Annotated in this window: 25 protein-coding genes and 1 rRNA gene; 8 read left to right on the top strand and 18 right to left on the bottom strand. The window is 71.0% G+C overall.

All coding sequences use genetic code 11. The features are described 5' to 3' along the window. Positions 1–145 precede the first annotated feature (145 nt). Complete coding sequence (gene argS, locus ACZ7LT_RS17940; RefSeq protein WP_471237018.1) at positions 146–1,918, top strand: arginine--tRNA ligase; 1,773 nt, start codon at positions 146–148, stop codon at positions 1,916–1,918. A 94-nt stretch (positions 1,919–2,012) separates the two neighbouring features. On the opposite strand, the gene ACZ7LT_RS17935 is transcribed toward argS, so the two are convergent. Continuing rightward, positions 2,013–2,282: a DUF1876 domain-containing protein gene (locus ACZ7LT_RS17935; RefSeq protein WP_471237017.1), complete on the bottom strand. Its 270-nt coding sequence runs from the start codon at positions 2,280–2,282 to the stop codon at positions 2,013–2,015. A gap of 153 nt (positions 2,283–2,435) precedes the next feature. Between ACZ7LT_RS17935 and ACZ7LT_RS17930 the strand changes: the two genes are divergently transcribed. Next, on the top strand, positions 2,436–3,347 hold the full coding sequence (locus ACZ7LT_RS17930) for an NAD(P)-dependent oxidoreductase (RefSeq protein WP_471237016.1): 912 nt from the start codon (positions 2,436–2,438) through the stop codon (positions 3,345–3,347). A gap of 10 nt (positions 3,348–3,357) precedes the next feature. On the opposite strand, the gene ACZ7LT_RS17925 is transcribed toward ACZ7LT_RS17930, so the two are convergent. After that, positions 3,358–4,014 (bottom strand): hypothetical protein, encoded by a 657-nt coding sequence (locus tag ACZ7LT_RS17925; RefSeq protein ID WP_471237015.1) that lies wholly within the window; start codon positions 4,012–4,014, stop codon positions 3,358–3,360. Positions 4,015–4,218: 204 nt separating this feature from the next. Here ACZ7LT_RS17925 and ACZ7LT_RS17920 point away from each other — a divergent pair, with 204 nt between their 5' ends. The 3 genes from ACZ7LT_RS17920 (at position 4,219) to ACZ7LT_RS17910 (ending at position 6,039) form a co-directional block, all read left to right on the top strand. Further along, positions 4,219–4,572: a hypothetical protein gene (locus tag ACZ7LT_RS17920; RefSeq protein WP_471237014.1), complete on the top strand. Its 354-nt coding sequence runs from the start codon at positions 4,219–4,221 to the stop codon at positions 4,570–4,572. Positions 4,573–4,720: 148 nt separating this feature from the next. After that, complete coding sequence (locus ACZ7LT_RS17915; protein ID WP_471237013.1) at positions 4,721–5,098, top strand: helix-turn-helix domain-containing protein; 378 nt, start codon at positions 4,721–4,723, stop codon at positions 5,096–5,098. Between the two features lie 197 nt (positions 5,099–5,295). Continuing rightward, a complete protein-coding gene (locus tag ACZ7LT_RS17910) occupies positions 5,296–6,039 on the top strand; it encodes an AfsR/SARP family transcriptional regulator (protein WP_471237012.1) in 744 nt (247 codons plus the stop codon). A gap of 56 nt (positions 6,040–6,095) precedes the next feature. On the opposite strand, the gene ACZ7LT_RS17905 is transcribed toward ACZ7LT_RS17910, so the two are convergent. From ACZ7LT_RS17905 to ACZ7LT_RS17875, 7 genes are all read right to left on the bottom strand, one after another. Next, positions 6,096–6,668 (bottom strand): peptidase inhibitor family I36 protein, encoded by a 573-nt coding sequence (locus tag ACZ7LT_RS17905; protein WP_471237011.1) that lies wholly within the window; start codon positions 6,666–6,668, stop codon positions 6,096–6,098. A gap of 133 nt (positions 6,669–6,801) precedes the next feature. Then, a complete protein-coding gene (gene hemB, locus ACZ7LT_RS17900; RefSeq protein WP_471237010.1) occupies positions 6,802–7,791 on the bottom strand; it encodes a porphobilinogen synthase in 990 nt (329 codons plus the stop codon). Positions 7,792–7,910: 119 nt separating this feature from the next. Next, positions 7,911–9,575, bottom strand: a complete 1,665-nt coding sequence (locus ACZ7LT_RS17895) for a bifunctional uroporphyrinogen-III C-methyltransferase/uroporphyrinogen-III synthase (protein WP_471237009.1) — start codon at positions 9,573–9,575, stop codon at positions 7,911–7,913. Then, complete coding sequence (hemC, locus tag ACZ7LT_RS17890) at positions 9,572–10,546, bottom strand: hydroxymethylbilane synthase (protein WP_471237008.1); 975 nt, start codon at positions 10,544–10,546, stop codon at positions 9,572–9,574. Before hemC ends, ACZ7LT_RS17895 begins: the two co-directional genes overlap by 4 nt. Next, complete coding sequence (locus ACZ7LT_RS17885; RefSeq protein WP_471237007.1) at positions 10,543–11,907, bottom strand: glutamyl-tRNA reductase; 1,365 nt, start codon at positions 11,905–11,907, stop codon at positions 10,543–10,545. Before ACZ7LT_RS17885 ends, hemC begins: the two co-directional genes overlap by 4 nt. Beyond that, complete coding sequence (locus tag ACZ7LT_RS17880) at positions 11,904–12,674, bottom strand: redox-sensing transcriptional repressor Rex (protein WP_471237006.1); 771 nt, start codon at positions 12,672–12,674, stop codon at positions 11,904–11,906. Before ACZ7LT_RS17880 ends, ACZ7LT_RS17885 begins: the two co-directional genes overlap by 4 nt. Before the next feature lie 270 nt (positions 12,675–12,944). Next, positions 12,945–13,220, bottom strand: a complete 276-nt coding sequence (locus ACZ7LT_RS17875; protein ID WP_471237005.1) for a glutaredoxin family protein — start codon at positions 13,218–13,220, stop codon at positions 12,945–12,947. Between the two features lie 160 nt (positions 13,221–13,380). On the opposite strand from ACZ7LT_RS17875, the gene ACZ7LT_RS17870 reads away from it, so the two are divergent. From ACZ7LT_RS17870 to ACZ7LT_RS17860, 3 genes are all read left to right on the top strand, one after another. After that, a complete protein-coding gene (locus ACZ7LT_RS17870; RefSeq protein WP_471237004.1) occupies positions 13,381–14,325 on the top strand; it encodes an HAD family hydrolase in 945 nt (314 codons plus the stop codon). Between the two features lie 411 nt (positions 14,326–14,736). Then, positions 14,737–15,516, top strand: coding sequence for an ECF subfamily RNA polymerase sigma factor, BldN family (locus ACZ7LT_RS17865; protein WP_471237003.1), 780 nt, complete (start codon positions 14,737–14,739; stop codon positions 15,514–15,516). A gap of 215 nt (positions 15,517–15,731) precedes the next feature. Then, the gene (locus ACZ7LT_RS17860; RefSeq protein ID WP_471237002.1) at positions 15,732–16,934 is read left to right on the top strand and encodes a DUF5667 domain-containing protein; all 1,203 of its coding nucleotides are present in this window, start codon (positions 15,732–15,734) and stop codon (positions 16,932–16,934) included. 42 nt (positions 16,935–16,976) lie between these two features. Here ACZ7LT_RS17860 and ACZ7LT_RS17855 read toward each other — a convergent pair whose 3' ends face one another. The 9 genes from ACZ7LT_RS17855 to rrf form a co-directional block, all read right to left on the bottom strand. Further along, entirely contained in the window at positions 16,977–18,023 is a 1,047-nt protein-coding gene (locus ACZ7LT_RS17855; RefSeq protein WP_471237001.1) for a lysophospholipid acyltransferase family protein, read from the bottom strand. A gap of 14 nt (positions 18,024–18,037) precedes the next feature. Beyond that, entirely contained in the window at positions 18,038–19,144 is a 1,107-nt protein-coding gene (locus tag ACZ7LT_RS17850) for an NAD-dependent epimerase/dehydratase family protein (RefSeq protein WP_471237000.1), read from the bottom strand. A gap of 221 nt (positions 19,145–19,365) precedes the next feature. Continuing rightward, entirely contained in the window at positions 19,366–19,464 is a 99-nt protein-coding gene (locus ACZ7LT_RS17845; RefSeq protein WP_003948845.1) for a 30S ribosomal protein bS22, read from the bottom strand. A gap of 142 nt (positions 19,465–19,606) precedes the next feature. Continuing rightward, positions 19,607–19,816: a helix-turn-helix domain-containing protein gene (locus ACZ7LT_RS17840; protein ID WP_040875176.1), complete on the bottom strand. Its 210-nt coding sequence runs from the start codon at positions 19,814–19,816 to the stop codon at positions 19,607–19,609. A 128-nt stretch (positions 19,817–19,944) separates the two neighbouring features. Next, positions 19,945–20,760, bottom strand: a complete 816-nt coding sequence (locus tag ACZ7LT_RS17835; RefSeq protein WP_471236999.1) for a phosphatase — start codon at positions 20,758–20,760, stop codon at positions 19,945–19,947. A 116-nt stretch (positions 20,761–20,876) separates the two neighbouring features. Continuing rightward, the gene (locus ACZ7LT_RS17830; protein WP_471236998.1) at positions 20,877–22,052 is read right to left on the bottom strand and encodes an acetoin utilization protein AcuC; all 1,176 of its coding nucleotides are present in this window, start codon (positions 22,050–22,052) and stop codon (positions 20,877–20,879) included. Beyond that, positions 22,021–23,217 carry an MFS transporter gene (locus ACZ7LT_RS17825; protein WP_471236997.1) on the bottom strand — a complete coding sequence of 399 codons (1,197 nt, stop codon included), beginning with the start codon at positions 23,215–23,217 and terminating at the stop codon, positions 22,021–22,023. The genes ACZ7LT_RS17830 and ACZ7LT_RS17825 overlap by 32 nt, the downstream gene beginning before the upstream one ends. A 63-nt stretch (positions 23,218–23,280) precedes the next feature. Then, positions 23,281–23,946 carry an HAD family hydrolase gene (locus tag ACZ7LT_RS17820; protein WP_471236996.1) on the bottom strand — a complete coding sequence of 222 codons (666 nt, stop codon included), beginning with the start codon at positions 23,944–23,946 and terminating at the stop codon, positions 23,281–23,283. 89 nt (positions 23,947–24,035) lie between these two features. Beyond that, a 5S ribosomal RNA gene (gene rrf, locus ACZ7LT_RS17815) occupies positions 24,036–24,105 on the bottom strand; the annotation flags it as partial.

The raw sequence follows: 24,105 nt of genomic DNA, 5'->3' as shown, positions 1-24,105 counted from the left end.
TCCTCCGAAGGTTGTCCACAGTGGGGTGATCCACGTCGGGGAGTTGCCCGGCGAGTTGTCCACAGGCCGGGAAAACACCTTGCTGGCCCGTGGGACACTTGACAAGCGATATACACCGACGACTGATCTACAGGAACGGAAGCTCATGGCCTCGGTCCCTTCCCTCGCTTCGACCGTTGAGCAGCGCCTCGCGGCGGCCCTCTCGGCAGCTCTGCCGGAGGCCGGTGCCGCCGACCCTCTGCTGCGACGTAGCGACCGGGCCGACTTCCAGGCGAACGGCATCCTGGCGCTGGCGAAGAAGGCGAAGGCGAACCCCCGGGAGCTGGCGGCGAAGGTTGTCGAGGGGATCGGGACGGGTGAGCTGCTGAAGGAGATCGAGGTCTCGGGCCCCGGCTTCCTGAACATCACGGTCTCGGACCGGGCGATCGTGGAGACGCTGGCCGCGCGGTACGCGGACGGTGACCGGCTGGGTGTCGGGTATGCCGAGCAGCCGGGTACGACGGTGATCGACTACGCGCAGCCGAATGTGGCGAAGGAGATGCACGTCGGGCACCTGCGGTCGGCGGTGATCGGTGATGCGATGACCCGGATCCTGGAGTTCAGCGGTGAGCAGGTCGTCCGGCGCCATCACATCGGTGACTGGGGCACGCAGTTCGGCATGCTCATCCAGTATCTGATCGAGCACCCGCACGAGCTGGACCACGACTCCGGCGAGGAGGTCTCCGGCGAGGAGGCCATGTCCAATCTGAACCGGCTGTACAAGGCGTCGCGGGCGCTGTTCGACTCCGACGAGGAGTTCAAGGCGCGTTCGCGTGACCGGGTGGTGGCCCTGCAGTCCGGTGACGAGCAGACGCGTGCGCTGTGGCAGCGGTTCGTGGACGAGTCGAAGATCTACTTCTACTCGGTCTTCGACAAGCTGGACATGGAGATCCGCGACCCGGACGTGATCGGTGAGTCCGGGTACAACGACATGCTGGACGAGACGTGCCGGCTCCTGGAGGAGTCGGGTGTGGCCGTGCGGTCGGAGGGTGCGCTGTGCGTGTTCTTCGACGATGTGAAGGGTCCGGACGGCAAGCCGACCCCGCTGATCGTGAAGAAGTCGAACGGCGGGTATGGCTACGCGGCCACCGACCTGTCGGCGGTCCGGGACCGGGTGCGGAACCTGAAGGCGTCGACGCTGCTGTATGTGGTGGACGCGCGGCAGTCGCTGCACTTCCGGATGGTGTTCGAGACCGCGCGTCGGGCGGGCTGGCTGAACGACGAGGTCAAGGCCGTCCAGCTGGCGTTCGGCACGGTCCTCGGCAAGGACGGCAAGCCGTTCAAGACCCGTGAGGGCGAGACGGTGCGGCTGGTGGACCTGCTGGACGAGGCGGTCGACCGGGCGACGGCGGTGGTGCGGGAGAAGGCCGAGAAGGTGGGCCTGAGCGAGCAGGAGATCGTCGAGAACGGCCGGTATGTCGGGATCGGCGCGGTGAAGTACGCCGACCTGTCGACGTCCGCCGCCCGGGACTACAAGTTCGATCTGGACCAGATGGTGTCGCTGAACGGCGACACATCCGTCTACCTGCAGTACGCGTACGCCCGTATCCAGTCGATCCTGCGCAAGGCGGGCGGCGCCCGGCCGGTGGCGCACCCGGAGCTGGAGCTTGCTGCGGCGGAGCGGGCGCTGGGGCTGCACCTGGACGGCTTCGGTGAGCTGCTCGCGGATGTCGCCGCGGAGTACGCCCCGCACAAGCTGGCGGCGTATCTGTACCAGCTGGCGTCGCACCTGACGACGTTCTACGACCAGTGCCAGGTGCTGAGCGCGGACAACGCGCCGGAGGTCGTGGAGAACCGGCTGTTCCTGGTGGACCTGACGGCCCGGACGCTGCATCAGGGCATGGCGCTGCTGGGCATCCGTACGCCCGAGCGTCTCTGACGCCTTCCGGCTTCGGTGGGGGTGTGTCCGGCGGTCGCGCCGGGCGCACCCCCTCGGCTTTTCCCCGGCTTCTCCTCGGCTTTTCCCTCGGCTTTCACCTCAGGGGGTGGGAGGTGCGGCCGGACACCTCGTCGATCTCCTTGTGTGCCTTCTGCAGGAGCTGGGAAGCGAGTTCCATGAGGGCGCGCGCCCCGGCGATCTCCTCCCCGACGCGCAGCTGTTCGGGGTCGGAGGGGTGGCGGTTGGCGGTGCCGTGGGAGCGGAATTCGGTGCCGTCGGCGAGTCTGACCATGGCGGCCGCCCGTGTCCTGTCGCCCTCTTCCTTGAATTCCATGTCGATGTGCCATCCGACGATTGTCTGCATGAGGGACCACCTCCAGCGGTACTCCTTCCAGGGTGCGCCGGGAGCCCGCAGATCACCACAGCGCACCCGCGCCCCCATTACTTACCAATAGGTAAGTACCCCACTAAATAGTCGGTACTTGTCGGCCTCACCGCGTGGGGCAAAGATCGACTCATGCCTGAGAACACGCCCGAGAACACGCCTGAGAACACGCCCGAGACGACCCTCGCCGCCCCGACCGACGTCTCCGTCCTCGGTCTCGGCCTGATGGGCACCGCCCTCGCCGCCACGCTGCTGTCCGCCGGCCACCGCCTCACCGTCTGGAACCGCACCGCCGCCAAGACCGGCCCGCTGACCGCGCAGGGCGCGCTCCCGGCCGGCTCCCCGGCCGAGGCGGTCGCGGCGAGCCCGCTGGTGATCGTCTGCCTGTCGACCAACGACAGCGTCACCGAGACGCTCGCCGGCCTCGACCTGACCGGCAAGACCCTGGTGAACCTCACCAACGGCACTCCGGAGCAGGCCCGTTCGATCGCCGGGTGGGCGACGAAGGCGGGCGCCGCGTACATCGACGGCGGGATCATGGCGGTCCCGCAGATGATCGGGGGCCCGGCCGCGTACGTCCTCTACAGCGGTGACGAGGAGGCCTACGAGGCACACCGGCCGACGCTGGCGACCTTCGGCGGCACGCGCTGGGTCGGTACGGATCCGGGCCGCGCGGCCCTGCACGACCTGGCGCTGCTGACCGGTATGTACGGCATGTTCCTGGGGGTCGCCCAGGCCTTCGCCCTGATCCGCTCGGAGTCCATCCCGGCCGCCGAGTTCGCCGGACCGCTCCAGGAGTGGATCACGGCGATGCTCGGGGCCGTACCGGACCTGGCCACGGCGATCGACACGGAGCAGCATCTGACCGATGTGTCGAACCTCGCCATGAACCGGGAGGTCCTGCCCAACTTCACGGACACCTTCCGCGCCCAGGGCGTCGACCCCGGCTTCTTCGTCCTCCTCGCGCCGCTGCTGGACCGCGCGGTGGAGGAGGGCCACGGAGCCGACGGCCTGTCCCGTCTGGTGACGATGCTGGGGCAGTGACCTGGGGGCCCTAGACCCGGCCGCCGCAGATCACGTCGTACGGCCTGCCGATGCCGATCGTCAGCTGCATGGGGTCGTCGGTGCCGGCCGGGCACTGCTCCTTCTCCTTGACGAGGGCGAGGACCTTGAGGACGCCGCTGCCGCCGGAGGCGCAGGGCACCTCCTGGGCCTGCGAGGTCACACAGTCGCCCTTCACCAACTGGCCGCCGCCGGCGCCCGCGTCGCCGGGGTGGTCACCGGAGAGATTGCGTCCGCAGACGGTGTTGGTGGGGATGCCGCCACCCTTGCCGCTGCCGCCGTAGGAGACCTTGACCTGGACGATCAGGTCGGTGCCGGGCGGGCACTGGACGGAGTCGGCGAGGAAGCTCGCCTCCTTGATCTCCAGGGCCTTGAAGGTCGCGCCGGAGTCGTCGCAGTCGAGGGCCTTGATCCCGTCGGGCCGGTCTTCCGGGTCGGGTCCGCCACAGTCACCGACCTTCCAGGAGGCGGCCTTGCCGCCGGAGGAGCCCGACGAGCCCGATGACGACGACGATGACGAGGACGAGTCGTCGCCGAACAGCTGGGACGCGCCGTAGCCGAGGCCGAGGATCACGGCGAGTGTCAGCAGGGCCGAGAGGCACCCTGCGCTCCTGCGGGCGGGCGGTGGTGTGGGGCCTTGAGTGACCATGGTGCTCCTCCTCCTGGGGCCGGACGACGGGCGACGCACGGACGGGGACGCGGCATGAACACCTCACGGTTGCGGCCGATGACGGTTCGTGACCCGCGCCCCCACCCGCACCCCCGGCCCCGCCCCCGCACCGCACCGCCCGCGCCTCCGGACTGTCGCAAAAGCCCCACGACACCACCGCCCCCAGCCCTCACACTCGTGCCCATGCTGTGTCACCACGCATGTCCCGAGGGCACCTGGGAGTCGGTCTTCTCCTTACCCGACCGGCGTCTGTGGCCGGGGGTCCGCTGCTACCGCGGCTTCCGGTTCGCACTCCCCCAGCCCCGCCGCCGCCTTGAGGTCCCGAACGGTTCCGTGACGCTGATGCTGGGCTTCGGGTCCCGCCTGGACCTCCATGGAGCCACGGAAACGGGCTCGTACCACTCCCTGCTGGCCGGTCTGCGGACCGGGCCGGTGATCGGGGAACACGACGGCCGCCTGCACGGCGTGGAGATCATCCTCTCGCCGTGGGCGGCCTTCGCGCTGTTCGGGGCCGCGCTCGCGGACACCCCCCGGTAACGCCGCCGACCCCACCGACATCCTCGGCCCGCGCGTCCGCAGGCTCACCGAGCGGCTCGCCGAGACCCCGACCTGGCCCGAGCGGTTCGCCCGGCTCGACGCCACGCTGCTGCGCTGGTCGGCCACGGGCCGGCCGCACGCCCCCCAGGTGGCCTGGGCCTGGGAGGAGTTGCGCCGCACCGGCGGCACCGCGCCGCTCGACGCGCTCGCCGCCCGCTCCGGCTGGAGCAAACGCCAGTTCCACCACCACTTCGTCCAGCAGATCGGTACGACACCGAAGACCGCCGCCCGGATCCACCGCCTCGGCCGCGCCCTGCGGCTGCTCGCCACCGACCTGTCGTACGCGCGGACCGCGGCGGCCTGCGGATTCTTCGACCAGACCCATCTCAACCGGGAGTTCACGGCGATGACCGGGCTGACGCCGGGCCGCTTCCGCGCCGACCGTACGAGCGGCGCGGGCGCCCCCGGCGAGCAGGACCGGCTGCGCGGCGAGGTCACGAGCGTGCTGCTGCCCCACCCGGCCTGAGGCCGACGGCGGACCCGCTCCGAGGCCGTGGCGGCGCTTCCCGAGGTGCGCAGGCCACCCGGAGCACCCACCCGGACCACCCGCAGGACCCAGGCCCCAAGGCCGCAGATTTCTCCAATACGCCGCCCCACCCCCGTGCCACGCTCACCCCTCGACCGCACCCGACAGCGCCCAACCGCTCCACACAAGGGGGACCCATGCGTTTCTGTGTGCTCGGGCCGATCATCGTCCACGACGGGCCGCGCCGCGTCACACCCCGCGGCGGCAAACAGCACGCGCTCCTCGCCGTACTCCTCGCCCGCGCGGGCTCCGTGCTCTCCAGGGACGCCCTCATCGACGCCCTCTGGGCACCCACACCCCCGCCGTCCGCCGCCGACATGCTGCGCTGGCACATCCACAAACTCCGCCGCCTCCTCGGCGAGGCCCGCGTCCTCACCTGCCCCACCGGCTATCTGCTCCACCCCGGCCCGGACGAGATCGACGCCCAGCGGTTCGAGGCGGCCTGCTCCCGCGCCCGCCGCCTCCTCGACGAGGACGCCGCCCACGACGCCGGTACGGTCCTTCAGGACGCGCTCGCCCTGTGGCACGGCCCGGCCTACGGCGAACTCGACATCCCCCTGGTCCGCGGCGAGACGCTCCGCCTCCACGAACTCCGCCTCGCCGCCTGCGAGCTGCTCGCCCACGCCGACCTCGCCACCAGCCAGGACACCACCGCCGCGGCCCGGCTGCGCCCCCTGGTCGCCGACCACCCCTTCCGCGAACGCTTCCGCGCCCAGCTGATGGTGGCGCTCTACCGCTCCGGCCGGCGCGCCGAGGCCCTGGACGTCTTCCACGACGGCCGCCGCCTCCTCGACGAGGAACTGGGCCTCGGCCCGGGCCCCGAACTGCTGCGCCTCCAGCAGTCCATCCTCACCGGGCAGAACGTCCCGGCCGCCACCTGAGATTCAGGCGACGGCCGGGACCAGCGACCTCTCCCGTACCACCGAGCTGCCGGGGACTAGCAGTTGCGCACCTTGTACACCGGCGTCCAGCTGCCGACCTTGTCGTAGCTACGGGCGCCGGGCGTCGTGTAGATCAGCGTCCCGGAGCTGTTGTACATCTTGGCGCGGGTACCGGACGACTGGTTGTTGTCCCAGGACCCGTCCCCGCTCCACGGGATGTTGTAGCTGCCGCAGGTGTACATGTTGATCTGGCTGCCGGTGAAGTTTGTCCCGCTGTACGCGCAGAAGCGCAGGTACTGGCAGGCCGCCAGGGTCCCGACCGGGTCGCTGAGATCACGCGCGTACATCTCGCCCGGCACGACGACCGTCAGTTCCCCACCCGGGAACGCGATCTTGTTCGGCGCGGTCTGCACCCCGCCCGTGCGCTGCTTGTACGCGTCCACCTGGGCCTGGAGCCCCTCGGCCTGCCCGGCGCTCAGCCCGGCGCTCCTGGCCTGCGCCTGGAACCCGGGCGTGGTCGCGGCGCCCGCGGCACCCGCGGTGGCGAGCCCGCCGACGAGGACGACGAAGATTCCCGCGAGCGCGGTGACGAGCCGAGCGATCCCCCGGAAAGTGCGTTGCTGTGTCACAGAAGTGCCTTCCCTCTCTCGAACTGCCGAATGGTGCGGTCCGAACAGAGGGAAGGCTCTCAGCGGCGCGTTGTACGCCCGTTGTGGCGGTGTTGTGCCCCCGTTGTGCGCGGGGCCTCGGCGCCTCTCGGCGTCAGAGCTTCTGAGCCACCTCGGTCGCCCAGTAGGTGAGGATCATCTGCGCACCGGCGCGCCGGATCCCGGTCAGGGTCTCCAGGATCGCCCGGTCCCGCTCGATCCAGCCCTTCTCGGCGGCGGCCTCGATCATCGCGTACTCACCGCTGATCTGGTACGCGGCGACGGGGACGTCCACGGCCTCGGCGACCTTCGCCAGCACGTCCAGGTACGGGCCCGCGGGCTTGACCATGACCATGTCGGCGCCCTCCTCGAGGTCGAGGGCGAGCTCCCGCATCGACTCCCGGAGGTTGGCGGGGTCCTGCTGGTACGTCTTGCGGTCGCCCGTCAGCGAGGAGCCGACGGCTTCCCGGAAGGGGCCGTAGAAGGCGGAGGAGTACTTCGCGGTGTAGGCGAGGATCGACACGTCCTCCTTGCCGATGGTGTCCAGGGCGTCCCGGATGACACCGACCTGGCCGTCCATCATCCCGGAGGGGCCCACGACATGGACGCCCGCGTCGGCCTGGACCTGTGCCATCTCGGCGTACCGCTCCAGCGTGGCGTCGTTGTCGACGCGTCCGTCGGCGTCCAGGACACCGCAGTGCCCGTGGTCGGTGTACTCGTCCAGGCACAGGTCCGACATGATCACGAGCTCGTCGCCGACCTCGGCCTTCACGTCCCGGATCGCGACCTGGAGGATCCCGTCGGGGTCCGTCCCCGCGGTCCCGGCCGCGTCCTTCTTCGCGTCCTCCGGCACGCCGAACAGCATGATCCCGGAGACTCCGGCCGACACGGCCTCCACGGCCGCCTTCCGCAGGGTGTCCCGGGTGTGCTGCACGACACCGGGCATCGCGGCGATCGGTACCGGCTCGCTGATCCCCTCCCGTACGAACGCGGGAAGGATCAGATCGGCCGCGTGCAGCCGCGTCTCGGCGACCATGCGCCGCATGGCGTACGTCGTCCGCAGCCGCCGCGGCCGCGCACCGGGAAAGGATCCGTACGAGTTCATACGCTCGAGGCTACGCCCGCGTGAGGGGTGCACTTACCGACACCTTGTTGCCCGGGCGGACGGCGTAACGCACCGGGGTGCGGGACCCCAGAAGGCCCCGCACCCCGATCAACGCGTCACTACGTCGTACGCCGACGCCGCGCGCCCGGCCTGCGCTCGCTCGGCCGTGTCACCGGATCCCCCGCCTCCAGCGCCGCCTCGCGGCGGCGGATGCCGAAGTCCGCCAGCGCCTCCGCCAGCTTGTGGACCGACGGCTCGGGCGACAGGACGTCGACCCGCAGGCCGTGCTCCTCCGCCGTCTTCGCGGTCGCCGGGCCGATGCAGGCGATGACCGTCACGTTGTGCGGCTTGCCGGCGATGCCGACCAGGTTGCGCACCGTGGAGGAGGAGGTGAACAGAACGGCGTCGAAGCCACCGCCCTTGATCGCCTCGCGGGTGTCCGCCGGCGGCGGCGAGGCCCGTACGGTCCGGTAGGCGGTGACGTCGTCGACCTCCCACCCGAGCTCGATCAGGCCCGCGACCAGCGTCTCCGTGGCGATGTCGGCGCGCGGCAGGAACACCCGGTCGATCGGGTCGAAGACCGGGTCGTAGGGCGGCCAGTCCTCCAGGAGGCCCGCCGCGGACTGCTCCCCGCTGGGCACCAGGTCGGGCTTGACGCCGAAGTCGATCAGTGCGGCGGCGGTCTGCTCGCCGACCGCGGCGACCTTGATGCCCGCGAAGGCACGGGCGTCGAGCCCGTACTCCTCGAACTTCTCCCGGACCGCCTTGACGGCGTTGACCGAGGTGAAGGCGATCCATTCGTAGCGGCCCGTCACCAGGCCCTTGACCGCGCGCTCCATCTGCTGGGGCGTGCGCGGCGGCTCGACGGCGATGGTCGGGACCTCGTGCGGCACGGCCCCGTACGACCGCAGCTGGTCGGAGAGCGACGCCGCCTGCTCCTTCGTCCGCGGGACGAGGACGCGCCACCCGAACAGCGGCTTCGACTCGAACCACGACAGCTGGTCGCGCTGGGCGGCGAGGCTGCGCTCCCCGACCACGGCTATCACGGGCTGGTGCCCGTCCGGGGACGGCAGCACCTTCCCCTGCTTGAAGACCTGCGCGATGGTGCCGAGCGTCGCGGTCCAGGTCCGCTGCCGGGTGGTCGTACCGGCCACGGTCACCGTGAGCGGGGTGTCCGGCTTACGGCCTGCCGCCACCAGCTCTCCGGCGGCCGCGGCGACCGCGTCCAGGGTGGTCGAGACGACGACGGTCCCGTCGGAGGCGCCGACCTCGGTCCAGCAGCGGTCGCTGGCCGTGCGGGCGTCGACGAAGCGCACGTCGGTGCCCTCGGCGTCCCGCAGCGGCACACCCGCGTAGGCGGGGACGCCCACCGCGGTGGCGACACCGGGCACGACCTCGAAGGCGATGCCCTCGGCGGCGCAGGCGAGCATCTCGGCGCCGGCGTTGCCGTCGAGGCCGGGGTCGCCGGTCACCGCACGGACGACCCGCTTGCCGCCCCGCGCGGCCTCCATGACAAGATTGGCCGCGTCCCTCAACACAGGGACACCGGCGGCCTTTGACGCATCGTCAACAACCGTCAGCTCAGGCGTGCTCACGCCTGGGCGTGCATGGACGCGTACGACGTCGAGGACATCCGGCTCGGCGATCAGCACGTCCGCGCCCGCGAGCGCCTCGACGGCGCGCAGCGTCAGCAGTCCGGGGTCGCCCGGTCCGGCGCCCAGGAACGTGACGTGCCCGTGTGCGGGGTACGTCGGGGTAGCAGTGGTGGGGCTGGTGGGGCTCAAAGTGCTCGCTCCCCCATAAGACCGGCCGCACCCTTGGCGAGCATCTCGGACGCGAGTTCGCGACCGAGCGCGATGGCGTCGCCGTGCGACGTGGGTACGGGACCGGTGGTGGACAGCTGCACCAGCGTGGAGCCGTCGGTCGTGCCGACGACGCCGCGCAGGCGCATTTCGGTGACAACCTGTCCGTCGGCCAGCAGGTCGGCCAGCGCACCCACAGGTGCGCTGCAGCCGGCCTCCAGGGCGGCGAGCAGGGATCGCTCGGCGGTCACGGCGGCCCGGGTGTGCGGGTCGTCGAGCTCGGCGAGCGCGGCGATGAGGGCGGCGTCGGAGGCCACACACTCGATCGCCAGGGCCCCCTGGCCGGGGGCGGGCAGGACGGAGTCGACCGACAGGTAGTCGAGCGACAGGGAGCCGGTGAGCTCCGCCGCCGTGCCGATGCGGTTGATTCCGGCCGCGGCGAGTACCACCGCGTCCAGTTCACCGCTGTGTACGTAGCCGATCCGGGTGTCGATGTTGCCCCGGATGGGCACGGTCTCGATCCGCAGGCCGTGGCTGCGCGCGTACGCGTTGAGCTGGGCCATGCGCCGCGGCGAGCCGGTGCCGATCCGGGCGCCCTGGGGCAGCCGGTCGAGCGTCAGGCCCTCGCGGGCGATCAGTACGTCGCGCGGGTCCTCGCGCTTGGGGATCGCGGCCAGTGCCAGCTCGGGGTGCTGGGTGGTCGGCAGGTCCTTCAGCGAGTGCACGGCGAAGTCGACCTCGCCCGCGAGCAGCGCGTCGCGCAGGGCGGCGACGAACACACCGGTGCCGCCGATCTGTGCGAGATGCTCACGGGAGGTGTCCCCGTACGTGGTGATCTCCACGAGCTCGACGGGCCGTCCGGTCAGCTGCCGTACGGCGTCGGCCACCTGCCCGGACTGGGCCATGGCCAGCTTGCTGCGCCTGGTCCCGAGCCTCAGTGCCCTCTCGGTCATACTCGCCCTCGGTTCTTGACATCGGCGTCATTCAGGTCGGCCCGGGAGACGGAGGCGACCGCCTCCGGGTCGAGGTCGAAGAGTGTCCGCAGCGCGTCGGCGTACCCGGCGCCGCCGGGCTCGCTGGCCAGCTGCTTGACCCGCACGGTCGGGGCGTGCAGGAGCTTGTCGACGACGCGGCGCACGGTCTGGGTGATTTCGGCGCGCTGGCGGTCGTCGAGGTCGGGGAGGCGGCCTTCGAGGCGGGCGACCTCGCCCGCGACGACGTCGGCGGCCATGGTGCGCAGGGCGACGACGGTCGGGGTGATGTGCGCGGCGCGCTGGGCGGCGCCGAAGGCGGCGACCTCGTCGGAGACGATGGAGCGGACCTGGTCGACGTCGGCGGCCATCGGCGCGTCGGCGGAGGCCTCGGCGAGGGACTCGATGTCGACGAGCCGGACGCCGGCCATGCGGTGGGCGGCGGCGTCGATGTCGCGGGGCATGGCCAGGTCGAGCAGGGCGAGGGGGGCCGTACGGCCGCGCATGGCGGTCTCGACGGCCTCGCCGGTCAGGACGAGGCCGGTGGCGCCGGTGCAGGAGACGACGACGTCGGCACGTGTCAGCTCGTCGCCGACGGCGGCCATCTCGACGGCCCGGGCGGCCACGCCGGTGGAGCCGGGCTCGGTGAGGATCTGTACGAGCCGCTCGGCGCGGGCGGCCGTGCGGTTGGCGATCACGATCTCGGAGACCCCGACACGCGCGAGCGTGGCGGCGGCCAGCGAGGACATCGAACCGGCGCCGATGACCAGGGCCTTCTTGCCCTTGGCCCATTCGGCGACGTCGGCGCAGTCTGTGCCGTCTACGAGCCGCTCAAGTCCGAAGGTGACGAGCGACTGTCCGGCGCGGTCGATGCCGGTCTCGCTGTGGGCGCGCTTGCCGACCCGCAGGGCCTGCTGGAAGAGGTCGTTCAGGAGCCGCCCGGCGGTGTGCAGTTCCTGGCCGAGGGCGAGGGCGTCCTTGATCTGGCCGAGGATCTGGCCCTCGCCGACGACCATGGAGTCCAGACCGCAGGCCACCGAGAAGAGGTGGTGGACGGCCCGGTCCTCGTAGTGCACATAGAGATACGGAGTGAGCTCTTCCAGGCCGACGCCGCTGTGCTGGGCGAGCAGCGTGGACAGCTCGGCGACACCGGCGTGGAACTTGTCCACGTCGGCGTAGAGCTCGATGCGGTTGCAGGTGGCCAGGACGGTGCCCTCGGCGGCCGGTTCGGCGGCGAGGGTGTCCTGGAGCAGCTTGGCCTGGGTGTCCGGGGCGAGCGAGGCGCGCTCGAGGACACTGACGGGGGCGCTGCGGTGGCTGAGACCGACGACGAGGAGGCTCATGCCGGCATCACGGCGGGGATGTCCCCGTCGGGTCCCTTCCGGTTGGCGCCGGGGGCGGCGCCGCGGACGGCGGGGGGTACGGCGGCCTCGGCGGCGCCCGCTTCCTCGCCGGCCTTGCGCTGCTCGTGGAAGGCGAGGATCTGCAGCTCGATGGAGAGGTCGACCTTGCGCACGTCGACGCCGTCCGGCACGGCGAGCACGGTCGGCGCGAAGTTGAGGATCGAGGTGACTCCGGCGTTCACGAGCCGGTCGCAGACCTGCTGGGCCACGCCGGCCGGGGTGGCGATGACGCCGATGGAGACGCCGTCCTCTTCGATGATCTTCTCGAGGTCGTCGCTGTGCTGGACGGGGATCCCGGCGACCGGCTTGCCGGTCATGGCGGGGTCGGCGTCGATCAGGGCCGCGACGCGGAAGCCGCGGGAGGCGAAGCCGCCGTAGCCGGCGAGCGCCGCGCCGAGGTTACCGATACCGACGATGACGACGGGCCAGTCCTGGGTGAGGCCGAGCTCGCGGGAGATCTGGTAGACGAGGTACTCGACGTCGTAGCCGACGCCGCGGGTCCCGTACGAGCCGAGGTAGCTGAAGTCTTTGCGGAGCTTGGCGGAGTTGACCCCCGCGGCGGCCGCGAGTTCCTCGGAGGAGACCGTGGGTACGGATCGCTCCGAGAGCGCGGTCAGGGCGCGCAGATACAGCGGAAGCCGGGCGACGGTAGCCTCAGGGATTCCTCGGCTACGGGTCGCCGGTCGGTGAGTTCGGCCAGTTGCCACGGTGCTCCTGCGGGATGAGCGAGGCTGGCGGCCATGTGTCCCAGGACCGCCCCGTCGAATGCAGGCTATGTCTTTGTGAACGCGTGCACAAAGATGGTGTCCGGTTTGTCCGGGCAAAGTGACCGGGGTCACGCGGCGGGTTCGCGCCAACAGGGAACCAAGGACCGCGTCAGCCCGTTGAAGAGCCGAAGGGGGCAAAGCCGTACACACTCCTCACAGATACGCCCCCGAATCCCAGCAAAACGTCCTCGATGGTAACCGCCTTTCGGGTCATGCCCCCAGTTCACGCCTGAGGCGGGCCGGGTCCACCCGCCAGAAGGTGTGCTGCTCGCCGTCGACCAGGACGACCGGAATCTGCTCCCAGTAGGCCCGGTACAGCTCCTCGTCCTGGGTGATGTCCTTCTCCTCCCAGACGGCTCCGGTCTCGGCGCAGACCTCCTCGATCACGACGCGCGCGTCGTCACACAGATGGCAGCCGGGCTTGCCGAGGAGCGTCACCGTCCGCGGCCCCGCGGGGCGGTCGGTCGCCGCTGTCTTCTTCTTCATGCGCCACACCATGCCGACCATTCTGCGCCCAGGGCCGACGGGCTCCCCTTATCTCCAGCTTGCTCCGGATAAGCCGGTTTAACAGCGTGGTCGCGGAGAGTTCACGCGACGGCATCCCCAGCGGTCGGGAAGGACCGAACAGACTGGCTATGCTCACGCTATGGCCGCACTGGGATGGCTCACCCCCCGTAGGCGCTCCGCCACCGCGCGCAGCGTGCTGGCAGGCGAGGCCGCCGCCGAGGCGGCGCGTAAGACGTCGCAGGAGCTCCAGGACCTCCAGGAGACCGCCGCCCGGCCGGAGCCGGCAGCGGAACCGGCCTTCCCCGTGGTCGGCGACGTCCACGCGGCCGCCTTCTTCGACCTGGACAACACCGTCATGCAGGGCGCCGCGATCTTCCACTTCGGCCGTGGCCTGTACAAGCGGAAGTTCTTCCAGCGCCGCGAGCTGGCCCGGTTCGCCTGGCAGCAGGCGTGGTTCCGGCTGGCCGGCGTCGAGGACCCCGAGCACATGCAGGACGCCCGCGACAGCGCCCTGTCCATCGTCAAGGGACACCGCGTCTCCGAGCTGATGTCGATCGGCGAGGAGATCTACGACGAGTACATGGCCGACCGCATCTGGCCCGGCACCCGCGCCCTCGCCCAGGCGCACCTCGACGCGGGCCAGAAGGTCTGGCTGGTCACGGCCGCCCCGGTGGAGACGGCCACGATCATCGCCCGCCGCCTGGGCCTGACCGGCGCGCTGGGCACCGTCGCCGAGTCCGTCGACGGCGTCTACACCGGCAAGCTCGTCGGCGAACCGCTGCACGGCCCCGCCAAGGCCGAGGCGGTCCGCGCCCTGGCTGCGGCCGAGGGCCTGGACCTGGCCCGCTGCGCCGCCTACAGCGACTCGCACAACGACATCCCGATGCTCTCGCTGGTCGGGCACCCATACGCGATCAACCCCGACACCAAGCTGCGCAAGTACGCCCGGGCCCGTGAATGGCGGCTGCGCGACTACCGCACCGGCCGCAAGGCGGCCAAGGTCGGCATCCCGGCGGCCGCGGGCGTCGGCGCGCTCGCGGGCGGCACGGCGGCCGCGGTCGCCCTGCACCGCCGCCGTCGCTGACCGTCCGCCTTCACCACAGGCCGACGCACCCCGCCGCGCGCCTCGGCACCCCGGGGCGCGGCGGGGTCACCCGTACGTGGTCGAACACCGCCGCACGCGACTGCGGACAGCCATTCCCCTCGTCCTACCCAGGCGTGGTGTGCGTCAGTCGCGCCTCTACCACTCGGGCACAACAGATCAGCCGGGTATGCAGATCGCGAAGTAATCCGATCAATAACCGATCAGCAAGTGCGACTTGATACGTCGTCAAGAGGTAACAGAAGCGACGGAATCGATGATTTGAGCAACTGGGTGTAGCGCTGCCTGTACGAAGCGTTATTCTCCTCAGACGCATGCCGGAACCCACACGTCGCCACGACGGGTGAACGGTCCCGTACTGCACGTGATGGAAGCTCTGCCTCTGGGAGTCCCGTGTACCCACACGTCGGGGTTGACGCCTCGGGCCTGGCTACGCTGCGCGCAACGGTCCTCGACCACCTGCGCGGCTTCGTCCCCACCGCGTACGCCGTCCCCGCCTTCGCCGCGCCTGTACCGGCCGGTCCCTGCTATGCCCTCGCCGACGGCGGTGCCGCGGTCGGCAGACGCGGTGGCCGGGGCGGGTCCGGCACCTCGACCACCGCCCGCCGTCCCACCGCGGACAGTGACAGCGCGCGCATGATGGACCTCGTCGAGCGCGCCCAGGCGGGCGAGGCCGAGGCCTTCGGCCGGCTGTACGACCAGTACAGCGACACCGTCTACCGCTACATCTACTACCGCGTGGGCGGCAAGGCGACGGCGGAGGATCTCACCAGCGAGACCTTCCTGCGCGCCCTGCGCCGCATCTCCACCTTCACCTGGCAGGGCCGCGACTTCGGCGCCTGGCTGGTCACGATCGCCCGCAACCTGGTCGCCGACCACTTCAAGTCGAGCCGCTTCCGGCTGGAGGTCACCACCGGCGAGATGCTCGACGCCAACGAGGTCGAGCGCAGCCCGGAGGACTCCGTCCTGGAGTCCCTCTCCAACGCCGCCCTCCTCGAAGCGGTCCGCCGCCTCAACCCCCAGCAGCAGGAGTGCGTCACACTCCGCTTCCTGCAGGGCCTCTCGGTCGCCGAGACCGCCCGTGTGATGGGAAAGAACGAGGGCGCCATCAAGACCCTCCAGTACCGGGCCGTGCGCACCCTGGCACGGCTCCTCCCGGACGACGCCCGCTGACCCCAACTCACCGTCGGTGACGCCTCGATGACGCACTGGTCCGATCATCTTTCGCGCGTAACCCAAGTGCCGCGCCGCTCGTTGTGCGGGATGCAGGCTCCCTGTGGTCACGTCTTGTCCACTGCCACTCACTCGATCGTGTGGATGTGCTCAAGACATGCAACCTTCCGGATCCCCCGGGGAGTCGACCGTGACGACGAGAGGAGGTGCCGCCAGTGATCGCGAACGTATCGGCGCACCGGCGGGCGAACGCCTTCGCCCAGTCCCTGGAGGATCGGACGCCCCAGGGCACGGCGGCCGAGCAGACCGACGCGACGGCCGAACCGGCCGAGCGGACGAGGCTGTTGGCCCTGGCGACCGGTCTCGGCGAGCTGCCGAAACCGGAAATGGACCCCGAGGTCAAGGTGGTGCAACGAGCCCAGCTCGTGGCCGCCATGGAAGCGATGCTCGCGGAAGGGGGTGCGTCCGCGGGACCTACGGTGCCGGAGCAGCGGACGGCCGGGCGGGGTGCCCACCGGGCCTCCCCGCTGCGGAAGTTGCGCCCCCGCTCCCGCTGGTCGAAAGGGCTGGCGGCCGGCGGTCTCACCGTCGGTGTGGCCGCCGGTGCCTTCAGCGGAGTGGCCGCTGCCAGTTCCGACGCCCTTCCCGGTGACTCCCTCTACCCGCTGAAGCGGGGCATGGAGGACATCAAGCTGGGAATGGCCGACGACGACGCGGACCGCGGCGGGATCTATCTCAACCAGGCGTCCACCCGGCTCAGCGAGGCCCGCAGGCTCATGGAGCGGGGCCGCGCCGGTGACCTCGACCAGGACCACGAATACCTGGGCGAGATCCGACGTGCACTCAACGGCATGCAGCACGACGCCTCCGAAGGCCACCGGCTGCTCCGCCAGGCGCATCAACGCGACGGGACCCTCGGCCCGATCGCCACGCTGAACTCCTTCGCCGAGGCCCACCGCACGACCTGGGCCGGGCTGCGCGACCGGCTGCCCGTGCAACTGGCCGACGTCGGCAACAAGGTGAGTTCGGTCTTCGACGCCATAGACCAAGAGGTCGACCCGCTCCGGTCCCAGCTTCCGGTCCTGCCGGAGAAGACCGCCGGCGGTGGCAGCGGCGTCCCGGGCGCCACCCGGGACGCGACCGGCAGCGGTACGGGACGGCAGTCCCCCTCCGCACCGGTAGGCCCGTCCGTCGAAGGGACCCAACCCCGTCCCTCCGGCTCCGGTTCGAGCAGCCCGGCGGACGACGGACTGCTCGGCGGCGACACGGGCGGCCTGCTCGACCGGCCTGCCCCGGGCACGCCCTCGGTCCCCACGGGCCAGGAACCGCTGCCACCGGCGCCGGACGTCACGATCCCGCCGGTGCTGCCAGGGCTCATCGGCGGCCTCGGCATCGACGGCGAGGACATGAAGGACTGACGCGAAGTGGGGTGCTCTCCCGGCCGGGAGAGCACCCCACCGTCAGAAGAAGACCGACCTCCGCTGCACCAGCAGCTTGTAGAGCGTGTGCTGGATCTGCTCGCGGACCTGGTCCGTCAGATTGAACATCAGCATCGGGTCCTCCGCCGCCTCCGGCGGATAGCCGTCCGTCGGGATCGGCTCACCGAACTGGATCGTCCACTTCGTCGGCAGCGGCACCGCCCCGAGCGGCCCCAGCCACGGGAAGGTCGGCGTCAGCGGGAAGTACGGGAAGCCCAGCACCCGCGCCAGCGTCTTGGCATTGCCGAGCATCGGGTAGATCTCCTCCGCGCCGACGATCGAGCACGGCACGATCGGCGCCCCGGCCCGCAGCGCCGTCGAGACGAAACCGCCGCGCCCGAAACGCTGGAGCTTGTAGCGCTCGCTGAACGGCTTCCCGATGCCCTTGAAGCCCTCCGGCATCACACCGACGACTTCACCGCGGGTCAGCAGCCGCTCCGCGTCCTCCGCGCACGCCAGCGTGTGACCGGCCTTGCGCGCCAGCTCGTTGACCACCGGCAGCATGAAGACCAGGTCCGCCGCGAGCAGCCGCAGATGCCGGCCCGCCTGATGGTTGTCGTGGACGGCGACCTGCATCATCAGCCCGTCCAGCGGCAGCGTCCCCGAGTGGTTGGCCACGACCAGCGCCCCGCCCTTGGACGGGATGTTCTCGATGCCCTTCACCTCGACCCGGAAGTACTTGTCGTACAGGGGCCGCAGCAGCGACATCAGGACCTGGTCGGTGAGCTCCTCGTCGTAGCCGAACTCGTCGACCTCGTAGTCGCCCGTGACACGCCGCCGCAGGAACGCCAGGCCCCCGGCGAGCCGCTTCTCCCAGCCGCCGCCCCCAGCGGGCGCCTGGGCCCCCGCGGCGGGCTGCGACGCGTCCTGGAGGGCCGGCTCGGCGCTCTGCTGCCCTGGCAGCGGGCTCACGGGCGCGACGGGATCGCCCTTGCGCCTGCCGCCCGCCCCGGGCCGCCGGCGCGAGGAACGCGGCGCACCCGCGCGCGACCTGTCGTCGTCGAACGGAATGACCTTGGCGTCCGCCATCGTGCCCGCGCTCCTTATTCGGCGCTCTGTGTGCTCTGAGTGGTGTGGGTCGCCCGCCCGAGGTCGGCCGGACGGGAGGCGGCCGTACGGCGGGTTACCAGCGGCGAGGCCGCGATCCGGTCGACCGTCGCCGCCAGGGCCTCCGGCGGCAGCAGGCCCGGCCCGCGGCTGCGCGCGAAGTCCGCGAAGGTCTCCGCGGTCGTGTACGAGGGGGTGAAGCCGAGGGTCTCGCGCATCTGCACCGTGCTGACCACCCGGCCGTGGGTGAGCAGACGGATCTGCTCGGGCGAGAAGTCCGTCATCCCGACCGTCCGCAGCGCCGAACCGACCCAGGTGACCGCCGGCAGCAGGACGGGCACGGTCGGCCGCCCCAGCCGCCGCGAGCACTGCGAGAGCAGCAGCACGCCGTCGCCGGCGATGTTGAAGGTGCCGCTGTTCAGCGTGGCGCGGCGCGGCTCGTGGGCGGCGAGGCGCAGGACGTTGATGACGTCGTCCTCGTGGACGAACTGGAGCCGGGGGTCGTAACCGAAGACGGTCGGCATGACCGGCAGTGAGAAGTAGTCGGCGAGCGGGGAGTCCGCGCAGGGCCCGAGGATGTTCGCGAAGCGCAGCACGCACACCGCGACGTCGGGCCGGCGCCGGGCGAAGCCCCGGACGTAGCCCTCGACCTCGACGGCGTCCTTGGCGAACCCTCCGCTCGGCAGCGACTTGGGCGGGGTGGTCTCGGTGAAGACGGCCGGGTCGCGGGGCGCGGAGCCGTAGACGCTCGTGCTGGACTTCACCACCAGCCGCTTGACGCCCGGACACTTCTGGCAGGCACCGAGCAGCTGCATGGTGCCGATGACGTTGGTCTCCTTGACCACGGCGCGGCCGCCGGCGCCGAGCGGGGTGCCGGTGACGTCCATGTGGACGACGGTGTCGACGTCGTACTCGGCCAGGACCTTGGCGATGGTGGGCTGGCGGATGTCCGCGCGGACGAAATCGGCGCCGCCGAGATGGCGCTCGGGCGTCACGGCGTCCACACCGATGACCCGGTCGACCTCCGGATCCCGCAGGATGCGCCGTACGAATCGGCCGCCGAGCGTACGGGCCACTCCGGTGACGAGCACGACTTTGCCCAAGATCAGCGCCTTCCCTTCGGTCCCGTAAGGGTCACCGTAGCGGGTGGATGTTGCGCTGACATGACTGTGCGGGCCTCTTGGCGGGACTTTGCGCCCCTTTGCCGCCCTGGGCCCGCGAGCGGGGCCCGGATCCCCGATGACCGGCAGGGGTCACCGGAATGCGCCACGGGCCCCCCACCGGATGGTGGGAGGCCCGTGAATGCCACACGTACAGCTGTCGCTTACTTCTTGTTGCGACGCTGAACGCGGGTGCGCTTGAGCAGCTTGCGGTGCTTCTTCTTGGCCATCCGCTTACGCCGCTTCTTGATAACAGAGCCCACGACTACCCTCGCTCACTTCTCGGAACACCCCCGCATCAGCGGGGATCTCGGTGCGGGGCGTCTGGGCCCACACGACCTACGTCGGCCTAGCCTACCGGGCCGAGCGCCGAGCTTGTAATCCGGGGGCGAGAGGGGCTCCCGGCTATGCGGTCTCCACCCCCACAAAAGACTCTCGGAGGTACTCGTGCACCGCTTGCTCCGGGACCCGGAAGGACCTGCCCACCCTGATCGCCGGCAGATGACCACTGTGCACCAATCGGTACACGGTCATCTTCGACACGCGCATCACCGAGGCGACTTCCGCCACGGTCAGGAACTTGACCTCGTTGAGAGGCCTCTCGCCAGCAGCCATGACCCACCTGTACCTTCCGCACACGACGCCCACCGGCTTCCCCTCCGGTGACTCTTCGTCGCTGTGCGCTCACGCTCCAGACTAGGGGCGGGTGGTACGAGTGGGGAAGAGGAGCAGCCATCGGCCGTTTACTGTGACAGACACGCTCGATTGAGTACATAGCGAGTAAGCGGTCGGTAGTAATCAGACCGCACAGCGTCATCAAGCGGAACGGCGACAGACACCCGCCCCTCCGCCTCCCCGACGAACAGCGCCGGATCGTCCGTATCGGCGACGCCGATGGCCTCAATACCCAGCTGACCTGCCCCGCAGACCCAGCCATGGTCCCCGACGACCAGCTCCGGCAGCGGCCAGCCACCGTCCAGGACGCCCTCCAGAGCGGTCCTAACCGGCAGCGGTGAGTGGGTGTGCGCCCCGGTCTCGCGCCGGGCGCTCGGAGGGCCGGGTTCCCGGACGAGTGCGACTCCCCGTACGTAGTCGAGGTTGTACGTGCGTAGCCCGAACCGGGTCGTTATGTCGACACATCTCCCCTGCGCGGGTGTGAGAACAAGACATCCCGCCGCCGACAAAGCGTCTGCAAGATCGGCGTAGAAACCGAGCAGCCGGTGCGGATGCCCGGTTCCGAACAGCACCGGTCCACGCCGCGCGGCCACCTCCGCCAGCCGCTCCGCGAACGCGTCGAGCGCGCTCAACGTCCGCTCGGGATCGATGACATCCGGCCCGGAGACATGCCCCGGGTCGTCCGAGACCCCGCACTTGTCGGCCATCAGGGCCATCACGTCCCGCTCGCCCCACCCCCATTCGGGGTCGAGCCCGAGCGTGACCCGCGGATCGCGCGCGGCGAAGAGCCGGTAGCTCCGCAGGCTCTCCTCTCGCGAGGTGGCGACGGTCCCGGCCAGCCTGGCCGCCAGCAAGTGCGCGCGCAGCGCACCGGTGCTCAACACCCTCCGATGCTGCCGGAGCACGGGCGGCGGTGGGCCGGAACCCGCGCCGCACCGCACAGTTGGCGTAATGCCACCGGCCCGGCGGCGGCGGACCCCACGACAGCCCTACGACAGCCTTACGGCAGCAGCCCGCGCAGCGGGAACGCCGCCCGGCGGGTCGCCAGCACCGCCTGGTCCAGGCGGTCGGCCGGGTCGTAGCCCCCCTCCCACTCCCGCCAGGTCACCGGCCACCTCCCGTCCGTCATCCGCCGGGGCGCCGGCTGCCGCGTCCGCGCGTACACCTCGTCGCGCCAGGACTCCGGGATCATGGACGCCGGCTCCACCTGCCGGTGCCCGGCGATCCCGACCAGATGCGTCCACGACCGCGGTACGACATCCACCACCGCGTACCCGCCCCCGCCCAGCGCCACCCACCGCCCGTCGGCGTACTCGTGGGCGAGGGAGTGGCAGGCCAGCTGCACGGCGCGCTGCGCGTCCAGCGACACCGCCAGATGCGCCAGCGGGTCCTCGAAGTGGGTGTCGGCGCCGTGCTGGGTCACCAGCACCTGGGGCCGGAAGTCGGCCAGCAGCTCCGGTACGACGGCGTGGAAGGCCCGCAGCCAGCCCGCGTCGCCGGTCCCGGCCGGCAGCGCCACGTTCACCGCGCCGCCCTCGGCGGGGCCCGTCGCCCCGGTCTCCTCGGGCCAGCCCGTCTGCGGGAACAGCGTCCGCGGGTGCTCGTGCAGCGACACGGTGAGGACCCTGGGGTCCTCCCAGAACGCCGCCTGCACCCCGTCGCCGTGGTGGACGTCCACGTCCACGTACGCGACCCGCTCCGCGCCCAGCTCCAGGAGCCGGGCGATGGCGATCGCCGCGTCGTTGTAGATGCAGAACCCCGACGCCGACCCGGGCATGGCGTGGTGCAGCCCGCCCGCGAAGTTCACGGCGTGCTGGGCCTCGCCCCGCCAGACGGCCTCCGCGGCCCCGACCGACTGCCCGGCGATCAGCGCGGACACCTCGTGCATCCCCGCGAACGCCGGATCGTCGACCGTCCCCAGGCCGTACGCCTGCTGAGCCGCCGCCGGGTCCGCCGAGGCGGCCTTCACGGCGTCGACGTAGTCCTGGCGGTGCACGAGCCGGAGCGTGGAGTCCCCGGCCGGCTTGGCAGCCACCACCTCGACGGCCCGGTCGAGCTCGTAGGCCCGTACGAGCCCCATGGTCAGCGCCAGCCTGACCGGGTCCATCGGGTGGCTGGGACCGAAGTCGTACCCCGTGACAGCTTCATCCCACATCAACAGTGCGCGGCCGCTCATGCCCGCCACCGTATCGGGCCGGTTGAACGCCGAACGACGTGGCGTACACCACGGTCACCAACACCAACACCATCGGCACGAGCATCGCCCCGCGGTAGCTCCAGGCGTCCCCGAGCGCCCCGACGAGCGGCGACCCGATCAGGAAGCCGACGTAGTTGAAGACATTCAGCCGCGCCACGGCCGCGTCACTGTCCCCGGGGAAGAGCCGCCCGGCCGCCGCGAAGGTCTGCGGCACGAGCACGCTCAGCCCCAGCCCGAGCACCGTGAACCCGACCATCCCCACCCAGGCCCCCGGCGCCACGGCCACGACCGCGAACCCGACCGCCGCCAGCACGGCCCCGCCGCGCACGACGACCGCGGCACCCAGCCGCCGTACACCGAAGTCCCCGACGGCCCGCCCGAGCAGCGTCGTCACCATGTACGCGTTGTAGGGGACGGTCGCCAGCTCCTCCGAGCTGCCGAGCACGTCCTGCAGATACTTCGCGCTCCAGTTCGCGACGGTGGAGTCCCCTATGTACGCGAAGGTCATGACGAGACACAGCGGCAGCAGCAGCTTGAACGACACCCCGGCGCCAGACTGACGCCCCTGTGCGGAGGGATGGGGCGAACCGTCCACGTACCAGCGGCTGGCCGCCAGCACGGCCGGTACGAGGACGGCGACGACGGGCAGATACGACACGAACAGCGCGAGATCCCAGTGCGCCCCCGCCCACGCGAGGGACGCCCCGGCGATCCCACCGAGGCTGTACGCGGCGTGGAAGCCGAGCATGATGCTGCGCCCGTACGACCGCTGGAGGCTCACCCCCAGCATGTTCATGGCGGCGTCCAGGGCACCGACGGCCAGACCGAACACCCCGAGCGCCACGGCCACGTGCCAGAGCTCGGTGCCGGCCCCGACGCCGAGCAGCGCGAGCAGCACGAGCGGCTGGGCCCACCGCAGGACCGCACTGGGCGCGATCCGCCGCACGGCCTTCTCGGTGAGGACGCTCGCCACGCCGGCCAGGATCGGCACGGCGGCCAGGAAGGCGGGCAGCAGTGCGTCGGATATCCCGTACCGGTCCTGAATGGCGGGGATGCGCGTCACGAGCAGCGCGAAGGTCACCCCTTGCACGAAGAAGCTGCCCGCCAGGGCGCCTCGCCCCCGCCGCAACCGCGCGTCTGTCATGCCCACCGTCATGGCGGCACAGCGTAAGCCGCTCCTCTACCCATGGGTAGGTGGATCACACGGTCAATGTCCGGCGGGTTGGGGCCTGGAGAGGAGGTCGAGGAGGTCCGCCATCTCGGTGAAGTGCCCGCGCGCGCCGGGGAGTCGGTCGGCGGGCGTCATGGCCGTGAAGCCGTACACGTCCATCCGGGCGGCGTGCGCGGCCTGTACCCCCAGCCGGCTGTCCTCGACGACGACGCACCGCTCGGGCGCGACCCCCATACGGGCGGCCGCGTGCAGGAAGAGATCCGGCGCGGGCTTCCCCCGTCCGACGTCCTCGGCGCTGAAGATGTTCTCGTCCCGAAACCACCGGTCGAGCCCGGTCTTGCGGTGCCCGACCCGGATCCGCTCATGGCTCCCGGAGGACGCGACGCAGTATGGCACCCCGTCGGCCACGAGCTTGTCGAGTACGTCGGTCACGCCCGGCACAGCCTCCAACTCACGCTCGAACGCGGCGAAGGTGCGGGCGTGCAGGATGGAGTCGAACTCCTCCGGCAGCCGCTGCCCGGTCCGCTCCCCGATCAGATCGTGCACGCGGTGCACGGCGGCGCCCATGTAGTCACGGAGGGAGTCCTCGTACGTGGTGGGGTGCCCGAGCTCGGTGAGATATCCGGCGAGGATGGTATTGGCAAGGGGCTCACTGTCGACGAGGACACCGTCGTTGTCGAAGATGACCAGTTCATAGCGCATTCAGCCACCCTAGACGCCGCATTTTCGAGATGGGTGGTGAACGCAGAAAAGCCCCGCACCATAAGGTGCGGGGCTTTCCCACAATGATTGTTCGGCGGCGTCCTACTCTCCCACAGGGTCCCCCCTGCAGTACCATCGGCGCTGAAAGGCTTAGCTTCC

The organism is Streptomyces sp. NPDC039465 (assembly GCF_055639315.1).
This window is presented reverse-complemented; position numbering and strand designations above follow the sequence as displayed.